18 protein-coding genes and 1 pseudogene are annotated in these 18637 nt (G+C 47.1%); 18 read left to right on the plus strand and 1 reads right to left on the minus strand.

What is annotated here, in order from left to right; translation table 11 throughout:
* Window positions 1-312 precede the first annotated feature (312 nt).
* The 5 genes from recA (at window position 313) to FNY66_RS11950 (ending at window position 4965) form a co-directional block, all read left to right on the plus strand.
* Entirely contained in the window at window positions 313-1428 is a 1116-nt protein-coding gene (gene recA, locus FNY66_RS11930) for a recombinase RecA (protein ID WP_087152362.1), read from the plus strand.
* Window positions 1429-1430: 2 nt separating this feature from the next.
* Window positions 1431-2045: a regulatory protein RecX gene (locus FNY66_RS11935; protein WP_087152363.1), complete on the plus strand. Its 615-nt coding sequence runs from the start codon at window positions 1431-1433 to the stop codon at window positions 2043-2045.
* Window positions 2046-2126: 81 nt separating this feature from the next.
* Window positions 2127-3686, plus strand: coding sequence for a ribonuclease Y (gene rny / locus FNY66_RS11940; RefSeq protein WP_150311295.1), 1560 nt, complete (start codon window positions 2127-2129; stop codon window positions 3684-3686).
* Between the two features lie 130 nt (window positions 3687-3816).
* Window positions 3817-4356, plus strand: coding sequence for an NUDIX hydrolase (locus FNY66_RS11945; RefSeq protein WP_087152365.1), 540 nt, complete (start codon window positions 3817-3819; stop codon window positions 4354-4356).
* Window positions 4357-4425: 69 nt separating this feature from the next.
* The gene (locus tag FNY66_RS11950; protein ID WP_150311296.1) at window positions 4426-4965 is read left to right on the plus strand and encodes a stage II sporulation protein M; all 540 of its coding nucleotides are present in this window, start codon (window positions 4426-4428) and stop codon (window positions 4963-4965) included.
* Here FNY66_RS11950 and FNY66_RS11955 read toward each other — a convergent pair.
* The gene (locus FNY66_RS11955) at window positions 4955-6271 is read right to left on the minus strand and encodes a polysaccharide biosynthesis protein (protein ID WP_150311297.1); all 1317 of its coding nucleotides are present in this window, start codon (window positions 6269-6271) and stop codon (window positions 4955-4957) included. The two genes, FNY66_RS11950 and FNY66_RS11955, sit on opposite strands and share 11 nt — an antisense overlap.
* Window positions 6272-6467: 196 nt before the next feature.
* On the opposite strand from FNY66_RS11955, the gene FNY66_RS11960 reads away from it, so the two are divergent.
* The 13 genes and pseudogenes from FNY66_RS11960 (at window position 6468) to FNY66_RS12020 (ending at window position 18016) form a co-directional block, all read left to right on the plus strand.
* Window positions 6468-6923 (plus strand): RrF2 family transcriptional regulator, encoded by a 456-nt coding sequence (locus FNY66_RS11960; protein WP_150311298.1) that lies wholly within the window; start codon window positions 6468-6470, stop codon window positions 6921-6923.
* An 18-nt stretch (window positions 6924-6941) separates the two neighbouring features.
* On the plus strand, window positions 6942-8123 hold the full coding sequence (nifS, locus tag FNY66_RS11965) for a cysteine desulfurase NifS (RefSeq protein ID WP_150311299.1): 1182 nt from the start codon (window positions 6942-6944) through the stop codon (window positions 8121-8123).
* An 83-nt stretch (window positions 8124-8206) separates the two neighbouring features.
* Complete coding sequence (nifU, locus tag FNY66_RS11970) at window positions 8207-8650, plus strand: Fe-S cluster assembly scaffold protein NifU (protein WP_087152370.1); 444 nt, start codon at window positions 8207-8209, stop codon at window positions 8648-8650.
* Window positions 8650-9720, plus strand: coding sequence for a tRNA 2-thiouridine(34) synthase MnmA (gene mnmA, locus FNY66_RS11975; RefSeq protein ID WP_087152371.1), 1071 nt, complete (start codon window positions 8650-8652; stop codon window positions 9718-9720). Before nifU ends, mnmA begins: the two co-directional genes overlap by 1 nt.
* Window positions 9721-9734: 14 nt before the next feature.
* Window positions 9735-10553: a histidinol-phosphatase HisJ family protein gene (locus tag FNY66_RS11980; RefSeq protein ID WP_164488327.1), complete on the plus strand. Its 819-nt coding sequence runs from the start codon at window positions 9735-9737 to the stop codon at window positions 10551-10553.
* A 279-nt stretch (window positions 10554-10832) separates the two neighbouring features.
* Complete coding sequence (gene gap / locus FNY66_RS11985; RefSeq protein WP_087152373.1) at window positions 10833-11852, plus strand: type I glyceraldehyde-3-phosphate dehydrogenase; 1020 nt, start codon at window positions 10833-10835, stop codon at window positions 11850-11852.
* Between the two features lie 161 nt (window positions 11853-12013).
* Window positions 12014-13213: a phosphoglycerate kinase gene (locus FNY66_RS11990; RefSeq protein WP_087152374.1), complete on the plus strand. Its 1200-nt coding sequence runs from the start codon at window positions 12014-12016 to the stop codon at window positions 13211-13213.
* Window positions 13214-13233: 20 nt separating this feature from the next.
* Window positions 13234-13983, plus strand: coding sequence for a triose-phosphate isomerase (gene tpiA, locus FNY66_RS11995; RefSeq protein ID WP_150311300.1), 750 nt, complete (start codon window positions 13234-13236; stop codon window positions 13981-13983).
* 179 nt (window positions 13984-14162) lie between these two features.
* Window positions 14163-14426, plus strand: a pseudogene (locus FNY66_RS12000) (family 1 glycosylhydrolase); the annotation flags it as partial.
* Window positions 14427-14672: 246 nt separating this feature from the next.
* Window positions 14673-16211 (plus strand): 2,3-bisphosphoglycerate-independent phosphoglycerate mutase, encoded by a 1539-nt coding sequence (gene gpmI, locus FNY66_RS12005; RefSeq protein WP_087152377.1) that lies wholly within the window; start codon window positions 14673-14675, stop codon window positions 16209-16211.
* 191 nt (window positions 16212-16402) lie between these two features.
* Entirely contained in the window at window positions 16403-16906 is a 504-nt protein-coding gene (locus tag FNY66_RS12010; protein WP_087152378.1) for a GreA/GreB family elongation factor, read from the plus strand.
* A 40-nt stretch (window positions 16907-16946) separates the two neighbouring features.
* Entirely contained in the window at window positions 16947-17594 is a 648-nt protein-coding gene (locus FNY66_RS12015) for an HAD family hydrolase (protein WP_087152379.1), read from the plus strand.
* A gap of 176 nt (window positions 17595-17770) precedes the next feature.
* Window positions 17771-18016 (plus strand): hypothetical protein, encoded by a 246-nt coding sequence (locus FNY66_RS12020; RefSeq protein ID WP_087152380.1) that lies wholly within the window; start codon window positions 17771-17773, stop codon window positions 18014-18016.
* Window positions 18017-18637: the final 621 nt, after the last annotated feature.

Here is an 18637-nt window from a genome sequence, read left to right on the forward strand (position 1 = left end):
GATTGAACAAAATATATATTGATATTTAGCCTTTTTTATGCTATTCTCACTTTACTGATATCGGCGGTGTTCTTGCTGCTGTATCTTCATTGCCCAAAGGCATCTCATTTTCGGCTGGTTCTGTATCGGAATACATACCCGACGATGAATAAGTAACTTTTTGACGAATATTAAACAGAGTATCCGGAAGGAAGGAGGTCTGCGTATGGTTCTCGAATAAGAAAACTAAAATGTTGTTGACATTTTACAATGAGTGTAATACTATAATAGCAGACACGAACAACTGTTCGATAGGAAAAGGAGAATTGATCTATGGCAATAAATGAAGAAAAGAAAAAAGCTTTGGACGCGGCCATTGCAAAGCTGGAGAAAGATTTTGGAAAAGGTGCTGTGATGCGGCTGGGAGACTCCAGTGCTCATGTGGCTGTGGAAACAGTGCCGACAGGGTGTTTAAGTCTTGATCTTGCGCTGGGACTCGGAGGAGTCCCGAAAGGACGTGTCATTGAGATATACGGACCGGAGTCCAGTGGTAAGACGACGGTTGCGCTTCATATGATCGCCGAGGTACAGAAGAGAGGCGGTATTGCGGGATTTATAGACGCAGAGCATGCGATGGATCCAGTGTATGCGAAAAATATCGGTGTAGATATCGACGAGCTTTATATATCACAGCCGGACAGTGGTGATCAGGCGCTGGAAATCGCGGAGACGATGGTACGTTCCGGTGCAATAGATATTATTGTTGTTGACTCGGTGGCCGCTCTGGTGCCAAAACAGGAGATTGAGGGCGATATGGGAGACAGTCATGTGGGCCTGCAGGCACGTCTGATGTCCCAGGCTCTCCGCAAGCTGACTCCGGTGATCAGTAAGTCAAACTGTATCGTTATATTTATCAATCAGCTCCGTGAGAAGGTTGGCGTGATGTTCGGAAATCCGGAAACAACGACAGGTGGACGTGCACTGAAATTCTACGCTTCGGTCCGTATGGATGTGAGAAGGATCGAGACACTCAAGCAGAGTGGAGAGATGGTTGGAAACAGGACACGTATTAAGATAGTGAAGAATAAAATTGCACCGCCGTTCAAGGAAGCAGAATTTGATATTATGTTCGGAAAAGGAATATCCAGAGCGGGCGATATCCTTGATCTTGCAGCAGGTATTGATGTGGTGAAGAAGAGCGGCGCCTGGTATGCATACGAAGGCGAGAAGATCGGTCAGGGAAGAGAGAATGCAAAGACCTATCTGGAGAATCATCCTGAAGTGATGGAAGAGCTGGAGCGGAAGGTTAGAGCCCATTATCATCTGGACGGAGCCGGTGAGGATGCAGAAAATGCAGGAGATGTCGCAGGACAGAAAGCAGCAGATAAGAAAGCTGATGCCAAAAAAGCCGGAACAGAGAGTGATCTTTCGCTTAAAGGTGGTAAGTAAGAATGACCGTCACCGGTGTTGAACCGTTAACAAAAACAAAATTTAAAGTATATTTAAACGGGGAGTTTGCCTTTGTATTGTACAAAGGCGAACTTTCCCGTTATGGAGTCCGAAAAGATGAAGAGATATCGGCAGACATTGTGGAAAAGATCCAAAAAGAGGTGATTCTAAAAAGAGTTAAGTTGCGGGCAATGCACCTTTTGGAAGATATGGACCGCACGGAAGCGGCTCTGCGGGAAAAACTAAAGCAGGGATTGTATACAGAAAATATGATCGACAGAGCTGTTGAGTACGTAAAATCTTTCGGTTATCTCAATGATGCACGCTATGCGGAGAACTTTGTCAGGAGCCGTCAGCGGGCGAAGAGCAGAAAGGAAATTCGGGCGGCGCTTCAGCAGAAAGGAGTATCAGCCGGCCTTATAGACAGGGCTTTTGAAATCTGCTATGAAGAAGACGGTGAAGAGGCGGCAATCCGAGGCATACTCCGGAAGAAAAGATTTGATCCGGGCAGTGCAGACGACCGGGAAAAGCAGCGGATTTACGGATATCTGGCCAGAAAAGGATTCCGTTATGAGACCGTCCGTCAAGTAATACAAAATTGTGAGGACGATGCTTGACATTGTTGTGAAAACAGTATAAAATTTAACTGTTGTATTTAAGTAATATGTACAATGAAAATTAAATAAGGAGGTGCTCCTGTGCAATTAAGTTTAGGCTTATGTATAGTAATTGCCGTGGCCCTCGCGTTGATAGTTGGGATTATCTCTCATTTTGCAACGATATCCAATTTGAAAAGGAATGCTGAGAGCAAGATTGGAAATGCAGAAGCAAAAGCAAGAGAGATTATCGACGATGCCGTGAAAACTGCTGAGACGACGAAAAAAGAAGCTCTTCTGGAAGTAAAAGAAGAATCTATCAAGACAAAAAATGATCTTGAGAAGGAGACAAAAGAGAGAAGAGCAGAACTGCAGCGCTATGAAAAGCGGGTGCTTGCAAAAGAAGAGGCGGTTGAGAAGCGTTCCGATGCTCTGGAACATCGGGAATCTAAGCTTTCGTCGAAGGAAGAACAACTTCGCCAGCGAGAAGCCAAGGTAGAAGAGCTGAGTCAGAAACGTGTACAGGAACTGGAACGAATCTCAGGACTTACCTCCGAACAGGCAAAAGAATATCTGTTGAAAACTGTTGAAGAAGATGTCAAGCATGACACTGCGAAGATGGTCAGGGAGCTGGAAGCTCAGGCAAAGGATGAGGCTGACAAGAAAGCAAAAGAATATGTTGTCAACGCCATTCAGAGATGCGCTGCTGACCATGTTGCAGAGACGACGATTTCCGTCGTCCAGCTGCCGAGTGATGAGATGAAAGGACGTATTATCGGGCGGGAAGGCAGAAATATCCGTACGCTCGAGACACTTACGGGAGTGGAACTGATCATTGACGATACACCGGAAGCGGTGGTATTGTCAGGGTTTGATCCGATCCGTCGTGAAGTCGCAAGGATTGCCCTTGAGAGACTGATTGTAGACGGACGAATTCATCCGGCAAGAATTGAGGAAATGGTGGAGAAGGCACAGAAAGAAGTCGATACCATGATCAGGGAAGAAGGAGAGGCTGCGGCACTGGAGGTTGGAGTGACAGGTGTCCATCCGGAACTGATCCGGCTTCTCGGACGTATGAAGTTCAGAACAAGTTACGGACAGAATGCGCTGAAACATTCGATTGAGGTCGCCCAGCTTGCAGGTCTGCTTGCAGGTGAAATTGGAATCGATGTGAGAATGGCGAAGCGTGCCGGACTTCTTCATGATATAGGAAAATCGATTGACCATGACGTGGAAGGGTCACATATTCAGATCGGTGTGGATCTCTGTAGAAAATACAAAGAGTCTGCAACGGTTATTAATGCAGTGGAAGCACATCACGGAGATGTAGAACCACAGACTTTGGTCGCATGTGTAGTCCAGGCTGCCGATACTATTTCAGCGGCAAGACCGGGCGCAAGGCGAGAGACCATCGAAACATATACAAACAGATTAAAACAGTTAGAAGATATTACCAACCAGTTTAAAGGTGTGGATAAATCTTTTGCCATCCAGGCGGGTAGAGAGATTCGTGTTATGGTAGTTCCGGAGCAGGTATCTGATGATGATATGGTGCTTCTGGCCAGGGATATAGCAAAACAGATCGAATTTGAGCTGGAATATCCCGGACAGATCAAAGTAAATGTCATCCGAGAGTCGCGGGCAACAGATTACGCGAAATAATAAGGATCATAACAGATAATAAGACCGGCCCTTGTCGAAAGACGAGGGCTTTCTTTTTTAAAAGAAAAACGGTATAAATAATATCTGGAAATGAAATAACGGGCAAAAAGAATGAGGAGGAAACTATACTATGGGCGAGCACATTAAACGATTGAACAGAGAACTGAAATTCAAAGGAAAGATCATTGATTTCTACCAGGATACGATCGAGGTTGACGGAGATCATACGGTTATCTGGGATTTTATCAAGCATAAAGGAGCGGCTGCGGTCGTTCCTGTGACAGAGGATGGAAAGATACTTATGGTCAGGCAGTACCGCAACGCACTAGACCGTTATACGCTTGAGATTCCGGCAGGGGCGCTGGATGCGGAAGATGAGCCCGGACTTGCCTGTGCTTCCCGTGAACTGGAGGAGGAGACGGGGTACAGAAGTGAGAATCTGGAGTGGCTGATCACTCTTCGCACAACTGTTGCATTCTGTAATGAGAGGATTGAAGTATATGTTGCAAAGAATCTGATCCCGTCCAGACAGCATCTTGATGAAGATGAGTTCATCGACCTGAAAGCATATTCACTGGAGGAATTAAAGGAGAAGATTTTTGCAGGTGAGATCGAGGATGCGAAGACAGTAGCGTCTTTGATGGCCTACGCGGTAAAGTATCAAGAATAATCATATGACCCCGGCATATAATGAAATATCAAAGAAGTATACAAGCACTGCTGAAGTGCAGGAGGCAGTATGAGACTATTTCATTCGAGGAAACAATTCCTTGCTTTTTTTATGCCGGGGTTTTTGCTCGGAATTATCTATGTAAATTTTATAGCAAGGAAATATATGGCAGAACCGGGAATATTCAGTGAGTTCTTTTTGAATCAGTTTGTAAATGTACAAATTGATGTTAGTGAATATCTCTGGTATCTGCTTCGTTTGCGAGTTGTTCCGTTTATTGCACTGGCAGCTCTTTCATTTACCAGAATACGCAGAGCGGCGGCTGTTCTGTTTCTTGTGTGGGCGGGTGTCTCCGGCGGAATTCTGATTTCCGCGGCGGCAGCCGATCTGGGGATCAAGGGATGCCTTCTCTGTGTGACTGCACTTTTTCCGCAGTTCATGTTCTACATTCCAGCCTTTATCGTGATGCTCTGGTATTGCTATACGGCGCCGCAGAATCATTGGAACAGGCAGAAGACAATTTTTGTTACCCTGACAATGTCGCTGGGGCTTATCACAGAATTATACATAAATCCGGTTATCGTGAAGGTATTTCTTTCTACTCTTTAGAAACGTGTACGGCGAGAACAATAAATGCGAGAACCGACACGGTCAATTGGCTTGCGAGTAGTCCCCAGAGATATCCCTGTATCCCGAAATGCGGAATGATAAAGAACACGCTGCCAATACGGATGATAAGTCCGCAGGCATTGATGAGGAAAGTGGATGTCGTTTTGCCGTAACCGTTGATCGCACTGAAAAGCGAGGTATTTGTGTACAGAAAAGGACAAATCCAGGCCAGGGTAAGAATAAATTTCCCTGCAGTGCTGCTGTGGAACAGAACTGTTCCGATAAGTCTGCCGAAGATCAAAAAGAACAGACAGCAGGCAAGCCCGAGTATGAAGCAGCTCCCCACAGCTTTTTTTAGCAGACGGATAACTGCAGGGCGGTTCCCGGAAGTGCTCGTGGCACTGACCGCCGGCATAAGGACCGTTCCCACGGAATTTGTGATGGCGGAAGGAAATTGGATACAGGGCAGAGCCATGCCCGTGAGAACGCCATACAGACTGAGCGCTGCGGAAGTGTTAAGTCCATACAGCTTCAGACAGACGGGGATAGAAGCGGCTTCCACACTCTGGAGAAGCGTAACAACTGTCCTGTTTGCCGTCAGAGGGAGAGAAAGACCAAGCAGCTCACGGATATTCCGTGTTATATTTTTTGTTGAGAATGTCCGAATCAGGCTCCCCTGGCGGGAAAGCGCATGCGCGGCAAAAAGAGCAGAGACGAATTCGCCCACTGCGATTCCGGCGGCTGCCAGACGGATGGACGGAGTTCTCCCGCTGTTCTGTGTGAAAAAGAAAAGGAGCAGAACAGAGACAATCCGTACGGCCTGCTCGATCAACTGACTGACTGCAGGCAGCCTGGTGTTCTGGAGCCCGAAATAATAGCCGCAGATACAGCTGTGGACAGCAGCACATGGCAGCGCATAAGAAATGATCATGAGCAGATCAGTGCATCTTTCATCTCCAAGAAATGATATGGCGATGAAAGATGCATTTTTTTGAACGACAAGAATCTCTGCGAACGAAATAAACAATGTGATAGTAAGAGAGATCCCCAATATGCTCCTGGCTTCGGATGCTCTTCCGAGAGCTGCTTTTTCCGCCGTCATTCTGGAGAGGGCGGTCTGTATTCCGGCTGTGCTCAGGGAAAGGCAGAGCGCGTACACCGGGAATACAAGCTGGTAGAGACCAACGCTCTCCTCGCCGAATGCATGACTTAAGAAGATACGGAAGAAAAAGCCCATGATACGGCTTATAAGACCGGCGCCCGTGAGAATAATGGCGCCCTCGAAAAGTTTATGTTTTGCTGACATATCTGTCACCTCTGGATTTCTTTACAGTTTAGAAAACACGGGAACTGTAACGACTTTTTATAACATATGTGAATTCACAGCTTGACAGAACCGGCGCGGAATGATATCCTACAGAAGGAAATCCTAGTAAAAAGATAGGGTATAAAACACCGGGAATTAAAATCCGGAAATATAGAAAACAGGGAAGGTGGAGAACTTGAAACTGTCTACAAAGGGAAGATACGGGCTCCGCGCGCTGATCGATCTTGCTCAGTACAGTAGCGAGGCTCCGGTCTCCATTACAAGTATTTCCGCGCGTCAGGACATTTCTGAACGTTATCTTGAACAGTTGATGGCCATGCTGAAGAAAGCCGGCCTTGTCAGCAGTATCAGGGGCGCGGGCGGAGGTTACGTTCTGGCAAAAGACATGAGGGAAATCTCGGTCGGGGATATATTGAGAGCGCTGGAAGGAAGCCTGGAGCCGGTAGAATGTCAGGGGCTTGAGCCGGACGGAGAATGCAAGGCGGCCGACAGCTGCGTGACAAAATATGTCTGGAAGCGGATCAATGACAGTATTAATCGGACAGTGGATGAGATCATGCTGGATCAGCTTGTAGAAGAGAGCAGAAAAAAATGCTGCGGTGATACCGGGCAGCGCATATGCAAAAACTAAATACCACGGAGGTAATATATGAAAAAATTGATTTATCTGGACAATGCAGCCACGACAAAGACATCCCCGGAGGTTGTCAGCGCGATGCTGCCTTATTTTACAGAACACTACGGGAATCCGTCCAGTGTTTACGGATTTGCTGCAGCGAATAAAGAGGTCATCACAAAGCAGCGGGAAATTATTGCCGGAGTCCTCGGTGCTAAATCAAATGAGATCTATTTTACGGCAGGAGGAACAGAGTCCGACAACTGGGCACTGACAGCGACCGCTGAGGCTTATGCTGCAAAGGGAAAACACATTATCACAAGCAAGATCGAGCATCACGCGATCCTTCATACATGCGAGTATCTGGAGAAAAGAGGATATGAAGTGACATACCTCGATGTAGACGAGAACGGACTGGTCGACCCGAAGGCTGTGGAGGCTGCCATCCGCCCGGATACGATCCTGATCTCCGTCATGTTCGCAAATAACGAGATAGGTACGATCGAACCGATCGCTGAGATTGGGCGGATCGCACATGAACACGGCGTGCTCTTCCACACGGATGCAGTGCAGGCTTTTGCACATGTGCCGATTAATGTGGACGAGTGCAATATCGATATGCTCAGTGCCAGCGGACATAAACTGAACGGTCCGAAGGGAATCGGTTTCCTCTATATCAGGAAGGGTGTGAAGATCCGCTCCTTTATCCACGGCGGCGCACAGGAGAGAAAACGCCGCGCAGGTACGGAAAACGTGCCGGGAATCGTGGGTCTGGGCAAAGCGGTGGAGCTTGCGGCTGCATCTATGCAAGAGCGGATGGATTATGAAATTGAACTCAGAGATTATCTCATCGACCGGATTGAGAAAGAAATTCCGTACTGCAGACTGAACGGAGACCGTAAAAAGCGTCTTCCGAACAATGTGAATTTCAGTTTCCGATTCATCGAGGGAGAGTCGCTCCTGATCATGCTGGACATGAAGGGAATCTGTGCATCAAGCGGATCTGCGTGCACATCCGGTTCGCTGGATCCGTCGCACGTACTCCTTGCTATCGGGCTGCCTCATGAGATCGCACACGGATCACTCCGTATGACGCTTGATGAGGAGACAACGCGGGAAGATGTGGATTATGTTGTAGACAACTTAAAAGAGATTGTAGCGCAGCTTCGCAGCATGTCGCCGCTGTATGAGGATTTTGTGAAGAAACAGGCGTGAAAAAGTGAAGTGTAAAAGGAATGGCGTCTGGTCAAAGGCGGTATACGCAGTAAAAACAAGAGAAATATCAGGAGGAATTTATTATGTATACAGAGAAAGTAATGGATCATTTTCAGAATCCCAGAAATGTAGGAGAAATTGAGAATGCCAGCGGTGTGGGCACTGTAGGAAATGCAAAGTGTGGAGATATCATGAGGATTTATCTCGATATTGATGAGAATCAGATCATCCGCGATGTGAAGTTTAAAACATTTGGCTGCGGAGCTGCAGTAGCTACAAGCAGTATGGCGACAGAACTTGTCAAAGGCAAAAACATCCAGGAGGCAATGCAGGTGACAAATAAGGCGGTCATGGAAGCTCTGGACGGACTTCCGCCGGTGAAAGTACATTGCTCTCTCCTTGCGGAGGAAGCGATCCATGCAGCGCTGTGGGATTATGCCGAGAAGAACGGAATAAAGATCGAGGGACTTGAAAAACCGAAATCCGATATCCATGAGGGCGAGGAAGAGGAAGAAGAGGAATATTGATGAGCAAGGTAGTTGTCGGGATGTCGGGAGGAGTAGATTCTTCCGTGGCGGCATATCTCCTAAAAGAACAGGGATATGACGTGATCGGTGTCACTATGCAGATCTGGCAGGAGGAAGATGCCTGTTCTGTGGAAGAAAACGGCGGGTGCTGCGGCCTGAGTGCCGTGGAGGATGCAAGGAGAGTTGCTTCAGCCCTTGAAATCCCTTACTATGTGATGAATTTCAAAAAAGAATTCAGGGAGAATGTGATCGACTATTTCACAGATGAATATCTGAGCGGTCGTACGCCGAATCCATGTATCGCATGTAATAGGTATGTGAAGTGGGAGGCTCTGTTAAACCGCAGTATGGCTATCGGGGCGGAATATATCGCCACCGGGCACTATGCAAGGATAGAGCGGCTCGCAAACGGAAGATATACACTCCGACGTTCCGCAACGCTTGCAAAAGATCAGACGTATGCCCTATACAATCTGACCCAGGAGCAGCTTGCGCATACGCTGATGCCGGTTGGAGCATATGCAAAGGATGAAATCCGTTCTATCGCTGAGAAGATCGGCCTGCTTGTGGCGGACAAGCCGGACAGTCAGGATATCTGTTTCGTCCCGGACGGGGATTACGCTTCGTTTATCCGGGAAAACACAGGCAGGGAGATCCCGGAAGGAAATTTCGTGACGCCGGATGGAAAAATACTCGGAAGACACAAGGGAATCATACACTATACTGTAGGTCAGAGAAAAGGCCTTGGGCTGGCCCTCGGCTATCCGGCATTTGTGTTGGAGATACGGCCTGATACGAATGAAGTTGTCATTGGCACATATGAGGAGTCTCTGACACATACGGTCCGTGCGGACAGGATCAATTTTATGTCAGTGGAAGATCTGACAGAGCCGAGACGTGTATTTGCCAAGATACGTTACAATCATAAAGGTGCGTGGTGCACAGTTGAGAAGACGGGAGAGGATGAGATCGTATGTCGTTTTGAGGAACCGCAGAGAGCAGTGACTCCCGGTCAGGCGGTCGTATTATACGACAGAGAGTACGTGCTTGGAGGAGGGACGATTTTATGAGACTTGACAGTACAATGATACAGGGTGATTTTCATATGCATACAGAATTTTCCACTGATAGTGATGCATCTGTCCGAAGTATGCTGGACGCCTCTGTGGACAGGGGAATTCAGACTGTATGCATTACGGACCATCTGGATCTGGATTACCCTCCGGACGAGGAACTGGGATCCGAGCCGTTTCAGTTTGATCTGAAAGAATATTTTGCTGTGCTGACACAGATCAGGGAGGAATACCGGGGAAGACTTGATGTGCGTATCGGTGTGGAGCTGGGGCTTCAGCCTCATCTCGGCAGAACGTATGAGGAACTTGTCAGAGAGTACCCCTTTGATTTCGTGATTGGCTCTCTTCATCTCGTGCACGGGATGGACCCCTATTACGGCAAAGTCTTTGAGGGAAGAACGGATGGTGAAGTATACAGAGATGCATTCTGTGAGACTCTGCGCTGTCTGGAGTCAGTCTCCTCATTTGATGTGCTGGGACATCTGGACTATGTGGTGCGGTACGGAAGGAATAAAGCCCAGGAGTATTCTTACAGAGAATTTTCTGATGAGATCGACGAAATACTGAAAAAAGTGATCTCGGGAGAAAAAGGACTGGAGATGAACATGGGAGGGATCAAGTACGGTCTCGGATTTACCAACCCACATCCGGATGTCCTGAAACGTTACCGTGAACTCGGCGGTGAAATAGTGACAGTCGGAGCGGATGCCCACAGACCGGAGCATGTAGCCTATGATTTTGAGGAGGCAGGGGAGATCCTGAAATCCTGTGGATTTCATTATTATGCAGAGTTTAGGGAACGGAGGCCTGTATTTAAGAAAATCCCCTGACAGCGGTGGCAGGACGTACTGTGTGTGCCCGCGCAGTCCGCGCTGTTTGAAAACCGTACTGACACACCTGCTTCGTCCGCGGAGCTGTTTTTTCCTATATACTGGCGCTCGGTTCATGGAACTGTTTGAATAAAAATACATTTAGGTCTTGAATTTTTGTTTCTGTTTTAGTACAATTATTTTAGTTGATGAATCCTTAACAATCATGATTTTGTAAGGATTCATTGCCATGACTGTCTTACAGTCAAATATTTTTTAAACTTTTAGGAGGAATTAATCATGGCAGTAAAAGTAGCGATTAATGGATTTGGACGTATCGGACGTCTCGCTTTCAGACAGATGTTTGGAGCAGAAGGATTTGAGATCGTAGCAATCAACGACCTTACATCTCCGAAAATGCTGGCTCACTTACTGAAATATGACTCAACACAGGGCAAATACGCACTGGCTGATAAAGTTGAGGCAGGAGAGGATTCCATCATTGTTGACGGAAAAGAGATCAAAATCTACGCAATGGCTAACGCAGCAGAGCTTCCGTGGGGAGAAATCGGCGTTGACGTTGTTCTGGAGTGTACAGGATTCTACACATCCAAAGCAAAAGCACAGGCTCATATCGATGCTGGCGCTAAGAAAGTTGTTATCTCCGCTCCGGCAGGAAATGACCTTCCGACAATCGTTTACAATGTAAACCACGAGAGCCTTACAAAGGATGACAACATCATTTCTGCTGCATCCTGTACAACAAACTGCCTCGCTCCGATGGCAAAAGCACTGAACGACCTTGCACCGATCAAATCTGGTATTATGTGCACAATCCACGCTTACACAGGCGATCAGATGACACTTGACGGACCGCAGAGAAAAGGCGATCTGAGAAGATCACGTGCAGCAGCTGTTAATATCGTACCGAACAGCACAGGCGCTGCTAAGGCTATCGGCCTTGTTATCCCGGAACTGAACGGTAAACTGATCGGATCTGCTCAGCGTGTTCCGACTCCGACAGGATCTACAACAATCCTGACAGCAGTTGTTGAGGGAGAAGTTACAGTTGATCAGATTAACGCAGCTATGAAAGCAGCAGCTAACGAGTCCTACGGATACAACACAGACGAGATCGTATCCAGCGATATCGTAGGTATGACATATGGTTCTCTGTTCGATGCTACACAGACAATGGCTCTGCCGACAGGCGATGGAAATACAGAGGTTCAGGTTGTTTCATGGTATGACAACGAGAACTCTTACACAAGCCAGATGGTAAGAACAATCAAATACTTCGGAAAACTGCTTGAGGCTTAATTCATTCTAAAGATGAGGACAAGCACTCGGAAGATAATTCTGAATAATTGACTCACAATGGGGTCCGGTCTTGTTGTAGGACCGGACCTTATTTAGTGTAAATGTGTGTGGAAGATATTTCCGGCACAATTGGTTTAAAAAGTATCAGGAGGCTATACAAAATGGCAGCACTTAACAAAAAATCAGTAGATGATATCAATGTAAAGGGAAAAAGAGTCCTTGTAAGATGCGACTTCAACGTACCGCTTCAGGACGGAAAGATCACAGACGAGAACCGTATCGTGGCAGCGCTCCCGACGATCAAGAAACTGATCGCTGACGGAGGAAAAGTAATCCTCTGCTCACACCTCGGAAAACCGAAGGGAGAGCCAAAACCCGAACTTTCTCTTGCACCGGTTGCAGTAAGACTTTCCGAGCTGCTTGGACAGGAAGTTAAATTTGCAGCTGATCCTGAAGTTGTAGGCCCGAACGCAAAAGCCGCTGTAGAGGCTATGAACGACGGAGATGTTGTACTTCTTGAGAACACACGCTACAGAGCAGAAGAGACAAAGAATGGCGAAGCATTCTCCAAAGAGCTTGCATCTCTCTGCGATGTATTTGTAAACGACGCATTTGGTACAGCTCACAGAGCTCACTGCTCAAACGTAGGTGTTACACAGTATGTTGACACAGCAGTTGTGGGATACCTGATGCAGAAAGAGATCGATTTCCTCGGAAATGCAGTAGAGAACCCGGAGAGACCGTTCGTGGCTATCCTTGGCGGATCCAAAGTTTCCAGCAAGATTTCTGTTATCAACAACCTGCTTGAGAAAGTTGATACGCTCATCATCGGCGGAGGAATGTGCTATACATTCACAAAAGCTCAGGGCGGAAATGTAGGAAATTCTCTTCTTGAGGAAGATTACCTTCAGTATTCACTTGATATGATCAAGAAAGCAGAGGAGAAAGGCGTTAAACTTCTTCTTCCTGTTGATGCTGTTGCAGCAGATGCTTTCTCCAACGATGCAAATACAAAAGTAGTTGCACAGAATGAGATCCCGGACGGATGGATGGGACTTGACATCGGACCTGAGACTGCAAAAATGTATGCAGAGGCTGTAAAATCAGCTAAGACAGTCGTATGGAACGGACCGATGGGATGCTTCGAGATGCCGAAGTTCGCAGACGGAACAAAGACAGTCGCAGAAGCTCTTGCAAACACAGACGCGGTAACGATCATCGGCGGCGGTGATTCCGCAGCAGCAGTAAACCAGCTCGGTTACGGCGATAAGATGACACACATCTCAACAGGCGGCGGCGCTTCCCTTGAGTTCCTCGAAGGAAAGGAACTGCCGGGCGTAGCAGCAGCAAACGATAAGTAAGATCAAGGAGAAATAGTAAAATGGCAAGAAAGAAAATCATTGCAGGCAACTGGAAGATGAACAAAACTCCGAGCGAGGCAGTTGCTCTTGTAGAAGAACTGAAACCGTTAGTAGCAAATGAGGAAGTTGACGTAGTATTCTGCGTACCGGCTATCGATATTGTTCCGGTTGTTGAGGCAACAAAGGGAACAAACATCCAGGTCGGAGCTGAGAATATGTATTTCGAGGAGAGCGGAGCTTACACAGGCGAGATCTCCCCGGCTATGCTCGTAGATGCAGGCGTGAAATACGTAGTTCTCGGACATTCTGAGAGAAGAGATTACTTCGGAGAGACAGATGAGGATGTAAATAAGAAAGTCCTCAAAGCATTCGAGCACGGTATCACACCGATCATGTGCTGCGGCGAGACTCTGGAGCAGAGAGAGCAGGGTGTGACAATGGACTTCATCCGTCAGCAGGTGAAAGTTGGTCTTCAGAACGTAACTGCTGATCAGGCTAAGGCAATGGTCATCGCTTACGAGCCGATCTGGGCAATCGGAACAGGCAAGACAGCTACAACAGAGCAGGCTGAGGAAGTATGCAAGGGCATCCGTGAGTGCGTTGCTGAAGTATACGACGAGGCTACAGCAGAAGCTATCCGTATCCAGTACGGCGGATCCGTAAACGCAGGAAATGCTGCAGAGCTGTTCGCACAGGCTGACATCGACGGCGGTCTTGTAGGTGGCGCTTCTCTGAAGGCTGATTTCGGCAAGATTGTAAATTACAAATAATACAATGATTTCTGTCATAAGATGGAGTAAGGAGCACAGCCCGGAGGGAATATGTCCTTCCGGGCTGTGACTGTCTTACTGAAAAATGCAGAAAATGAGTGTATAGTTATTGTGTAAATTTACTAAAATTAAGTTCCCTAATTTAGCTGATATGACAATAGACATAAAATATTGGTCAGGAAACCTCCGACTGGGGATGGCAGATCGATCCCAAGGGGCTTAAGTATGCGCTGAATGACCTGAGCGACAGATACCGCCTGCCTCTTATGGTGGTAGAAAACGGACTGGGAGCAAAGGATGTGATCGAAGAGGACGGGACGATCAACGACGATTACCGTATCGATTATCTCAGAAAACACATCGAGCAGATGAAGGAGGCTGTGGATGAGGGCGCAGACCTGATGGGGTATACGCCGTGGGGATGCATTGACCTGGTATCAGCAGGTGATCCGGGCGATGGCGGATTATGTGACGGACGACGTGGAATGTGACGGACTGCGGAAGGCGTTTTCCTATCTGGGACTGATCTAGATACTCTGTCTGAGCAGCTATATTATCGTTACTGTTAACAGTAACATATTATCTGTAACGATAAAATATTAGGATGCCTGTCTTGAAAATTATGGAGAAAGCGGGTACAATAGTTTACGGGATAAATACCCAAATGTACAGATAAAGGAGATATGGATATGAGCAAGAAACCAACCGTATTGATGATATTAGACGGCTACGGCTTGAGAGATGACAAGCATGGAAACGCAGTGGCTGAGGCCGCTACTCCGGTCATGGACAAGCTGATGGCTGAGTGCCCGTTCGTGAGAGGAAATGCCAGCGGTATGGCAGTGGGACTGCCGGACGGACAGATGGGAAACTCTGAGGTCGGACATCTGAACATGGGTGCGGGACGCATCGTATACCAGGACCTGACGAAGATCACAAAGTCCATCCAGGACGGAGATTTCTTTGAAAATAAAGCGCTCGTGGCAGCGTGCGAGAATGTGAAGAAGAATGATTCTGCGCTTCACCTGATGGGACTTGTCTCTGACGGAGGAGTACACAGCCACAATACACATATCTATGGTCTTCTGGAGCTGGCAAAGAGACAGGGGATTGAGAAAGTTTATGTGCACTGCTTCCTGGATGGTCGTGACACACCGCCGGCATCCGGAAAAGAGTATGTGGAAGAGCTGGAAGCAAAGATGAAAGAGATTGGCGTCGGCGAGGTTGCTACAGTGGCAGGACGCTACTATGCAATGGACAGAGACAACCGCTGGGACCGTGTGGAGAAAGCTTACAGGGCCCTTGTAAAAGGCGAGGGAGACCAGGCTGTTTCCGCGACAGAAGGAATCCAGGCTTCCTATGATAAAGACGTGACAGATGAGTTCGTTGTGCCGATGGTAGTTATGAAGGACGGAGCTCCGACGGCGACAGTGAAAGATGGAGATTCCATCATCTTCTTCAATTTCCGTCCGGACCGTGCAAGAGAGATCACAAGGACATTCTGTGATGATGATTTCACAGGATTTGACAGAGGCGAGAGAGTAAAGACGACATATGTATGCTTTACAGAATATGACGTGACGATCCCGAATAAGCAGGTTGCGTTTGTGAAGGAAGAGATCACAAATACATTCGGTGAGTTCCTTGCTGCAAACGGACTGAAGCAGGCACGTATCGCTGAGACAGAGAAGTATGCTCATGTGACATTCTTCTTCAATGGCGGTGTTGAGGAGCCGAATCCGGGCGAGGACCGTATCCTCGTGAAATCACCGAAAGTAGCGACATACGATCTGAAACCGGAGATGAGCGCATACGAAGTGTGCGATAAACTGTGCGAGGCAATCAGATCAGATAAGTATGATGTGATCATCATCAACTTTGCGAACCCGGATATGGTAGGACATACAGGTGTTGAAAATGCTGCCATCAAGGCGATCGAGGCGGTTGATGAGTGTGTAGGAAAAGCAGTTGACGCCATCAAAGAGGTGGACGGACAGATGTTCATCTGTGCGGATCACGGAAATGCAGAGCAGCTTATCGACGAGGAGACAGGAGAGCCGTTCACAGCGCATACGACCAATCAGGTTCCTTTTATCCTTGTAAATGCAGATCCGTCTTACAAACTGAGAGAGGGCGGATGCCTTGCGGATATCGCTCCGACGCTGATCGAGATGATGGGCATGGAGCAGCCGAAAGAGATGTCCGGCACATCACTGCTTGTTAAATAATATGTAACCAGCATGACCACAGTCTCCTAATCGGATCTGATGTCAGCTGAAACGGAAAATATTGAATAAAGTAATCAGAAATTCACAGGGGCACGGCAGACAGAGCCGCGCCTCTGTCTGTATGTCTGCAATTGCTGACCGGAGATAGATGACATAAAATAACGTATTGACAGAAAGAAGGATTTTAAATTATGCGTGAGAAGCTTACAAAAAGCGATGTCCAAAAAATTGAGGCAGAGATTGAACACCGTAAGCTTGTGGAGCGGAAAGAGCTTATCGAAGCGGTAAAAGAAGCTCGTTCCCATGGCGATCTCAGCGAAAATTTCGAGTATCATGCAGCTAAGAAGGAAAAGAACAGAAATGAAAGCCGTATCCGTTACCTTGAGAGAATGTTAAAGACGGCTATTATCGTCGAGGATCACTCCAAAGCGGATGAGGTCGGGCTGAACAATACAGTGGAGATTTACTGTGAAGACGACGAGGAAGTGGAAACCTATCGTATTGTCACATCTGTACGAGGAAGTTCCCTGAACGGACTGGTCAGTATAGAGTCTCCGATCGGGAAGGCTCTGCTGGGACACAAAGAGGGCGATCGGGTTTACGTGAAAGTCAATGATGATTATGGCTATTATGTGGTGATACGCAAAGTGATCAAGACAGCGAGTGAAGACGGAGATCAGATCAGAAGCTATTAAATATGCCTTTTGATGAATAATAAAGAAAGGAAGAAAAAATATGAGGTACACAACCGCTATTTTCGACCTGGATGGAACAATTACGGATTCCGGTCCGGGGATTATGAATGCGATCCGCTACGCAGTAAAAAAGCGCGGACTTCCGGAAGTGCCGGAGGAAGTTCTGCGTTCCTTTATCGGACCTCCATTGAAAGAACAGTTTCAGTCTGTCTTCGGATTGTCGGAAGAAGAGGGAACGGTCATGGTCACGACCTATCGGGAATATTACAGTGACAAAGGTATATTCGAGAATCGGGTTTACGACGGTGTACCGGAGACGTTTGAGAGGCTGAAATCAGCGGGTGTCAGGATTCTGATGGCTACATCAAAGCCGGAAAAATATGCGAAACGGATTGCGGAACATTTCGGTTTCTCCCAATATTTTGACTTCATTGGCGGCGCATGTATGGACGGGAGAAGAACGGACAAACATGAAGTCATTGAGTATGTGATAGAGACCTGCGGTGTTTCCAGAGACGCAGCCGTTATGATAGGAGATCGCCGTCATGATATCATAGGGGCTGCAAAAGCAGAGATACACAGTATGGGAGTCCTCTACGGATATGGAAGCCTGGAGGAACTGGAAAAGGCAGGAGCAGAGATGGTCGCCGCTGAGCCAGGAGATATATCTCAAATCCTTTTGAAATAGTCAAAATAATTTTGAATAATTTGCGGGATATCCAATATCGGTTTTACAGAAACTTTGCATTGCCAGAAGAATAGTTTTTACATCCCCTGCTTATAATAAAACAGTAACAGGAGAGGAAGTTACTCTTACACTACCATATGCATATATTGTATATGACAGCAAATGGGGGATGAAAAATGTACAGAGGATTATGGAATTTTATAACAAAACACACAGACAACAGTCATGCGGTATCTGTATTTCTTCCGTTAATGATTATCGGATGGACGATAGCAGGCGTCGCTGCAGGACTCCTTGTGTGTGCCTTTACCAGTACCGATATCAGCTCAGCTCTGGCAGATCTGATCTGCGCCGGCGGATATGCAGGATTGATATTGGGATTATTTGGAGGATGCCTGTTCCTCTATAGGATCGATCTCTAAAATAAATATTTCTTCAAGAGATAAACGTTCGTTCCGCCGGGGAATGCTATAGCACAAAACCGTTCCGCTCTACCTCAAAGATTTGAATGGATGTAACGCCGGAATCAAATGTTCGTCCAACGGGACTCCATTTGACACCGCCTAACATCCAGAACAAATGCTTTTCGGAACGCTCCCACTTAATGTTTTGTTCTATAGCATTCCCCGGCGGAACTGATTTTATCTCTCTCAGACAGTTGAGAATAAAAGGGCACAGTATTCCTTTTATTTGGAAAGAATGGCTGAAGAAGTGTATATAACTTTCCGACGGCGACATACTTAGTTGAACAGAGTCGCCTGCCGGAGCTGACAGAAAATTTTATAGTGGATGAGCCTACGGGAAATACGTCTCTGCTGCGTGAGCAGTGCATTTAAGCGGAACGTTCCGAATACACCCGGTTCTCCATGTTAGAAAAAGGGAAATGCGAGTTCCAATGAACGAGTATTTCCTTTTTTCGTTACATGGATTCTGGGGGATGAGGTAGAGTGAAGCGGGCACTGCGATGCAGCAGAGACGTATTTCGCGAGATATTCTGCATATAAAATATGGGGCTGTCGGGAAATAGATAGTTCCAAACAGGG

The organism is Mediterraneibacter catenae (genome assembly GCF_008691045.1).
GTDB classification, from domain to species: domain Bacteria; phylum Bacillota; class Clostridia; order Lachnospirales; family Lachnospiraceae; genus Mediterraneibacter; species Mediterraneibacter ornithocaccae.

Bases quoted from the DNA above. Each gene is read 5' to 3' on its own strand.
- recA (WP_087152362.1), top strand. From the start codon at position 313: ATGGCAATAAATGAAGAAAAGAAAAAAGCTTTGGACGCGGCCATTGCA.
- FNY66_RS11935 (WP_087152363.1), top strand. From the start codon at position 1,431: ATGACCGTCACCGGTGTTGAACCGTTAACAAAAACAAAATTTAAAGTA.
- FNY66_RS11945 (WP_087152365.1), top strand. From the start codon at position 3,817: ATGGGCGAGCACATTAAACGATTGAACAGAGAACTGAAATTCAAAGGA.
- FNY66_RS11950 (WP_150311296.1), top strand. From the start codon at position 4,426: ATGAGACTATTTCATTCGAGGAAACAATTCCTTGCTTTTTTTATGCCG.
- FNY66_RS11955 (WP_150311297.1), bottom strand. From the start codon at position 6,271: ATGTCAGCAAAACATAAACTTTTCGAGGGCGCCATTATTCTCACGGGC.
- nifS (WP_150311299.1), top strand. From the start codon at position 6,942: ATGAAAAAATTGATTTATCTGGACAATGCAGCCACGACAAAGACATCC.
- nifU (WP_087152370.1), top strand. From the start codon at position 8,207: ATGTATACAGAGAAAGTAATGGATCATTTTCAGAATCCCAGAAATGTA.
- mnmA (WP_087152371.1), top strand. From the start codon at position 8,650: ATGAGCAAGGTAGTTGTCGGGATGTCGGGAGGAGTAGATTCTTCCGTG.
- FNY66_RS11980 (WP_164488327.1), top strand. From the start codon at position 9,735: ATGATACAGGGTGATTTTCATATGCATACAGAATTTTCCACTGATAGT.
- gap (WP_087152373.1), top strand. From the start codon at position 10,833: ATGGCAGTAAAAGTAGCGATTAATGGATTTGGACGTATCGGACGTCTC.
- FNY66_RS11990 (WP_087152374.1), top strand. From the start codon at position 12,014: ATGGCAGCACTTAACAAAAAATCAGTAGATGATATCAATGTAAAGGGA.
- tpiA (WP_150311300.1), top strand. From the start codon at position 13,234: ATGGCAAGAAAGAAAATCATTGCAGGCAACTGGAAGATGAACAAAACT.
- gpmI (WP_087152377.1), top strand. From the start codon at position 14,673: ATGAGCAAGAAACCAACCGTATTGATGATATTAGACGGCTACGGCTTG.
- FNY66_RS12010 (WP_087152378.1), top strand. From the start codon at position 16,403: ATGCGTGAGAAGCTTACAAAAAGCGATGTCCAAAAAATTGAGGCAGAG.
- FNY66_RS12015 (WP_087152379.1), top strand. From the start codon at position 16,947: ATGAGGTACACAACCGCTATTTTCGACCTGGATGGAACAATTACGGAT.
- FNY66_RS12020 (WP_087152380.1), top strand. From the start codon at position 17,771: ATGTACAGAGGATTATGGAATTTTATAACAAAACACACAGACAACAGT.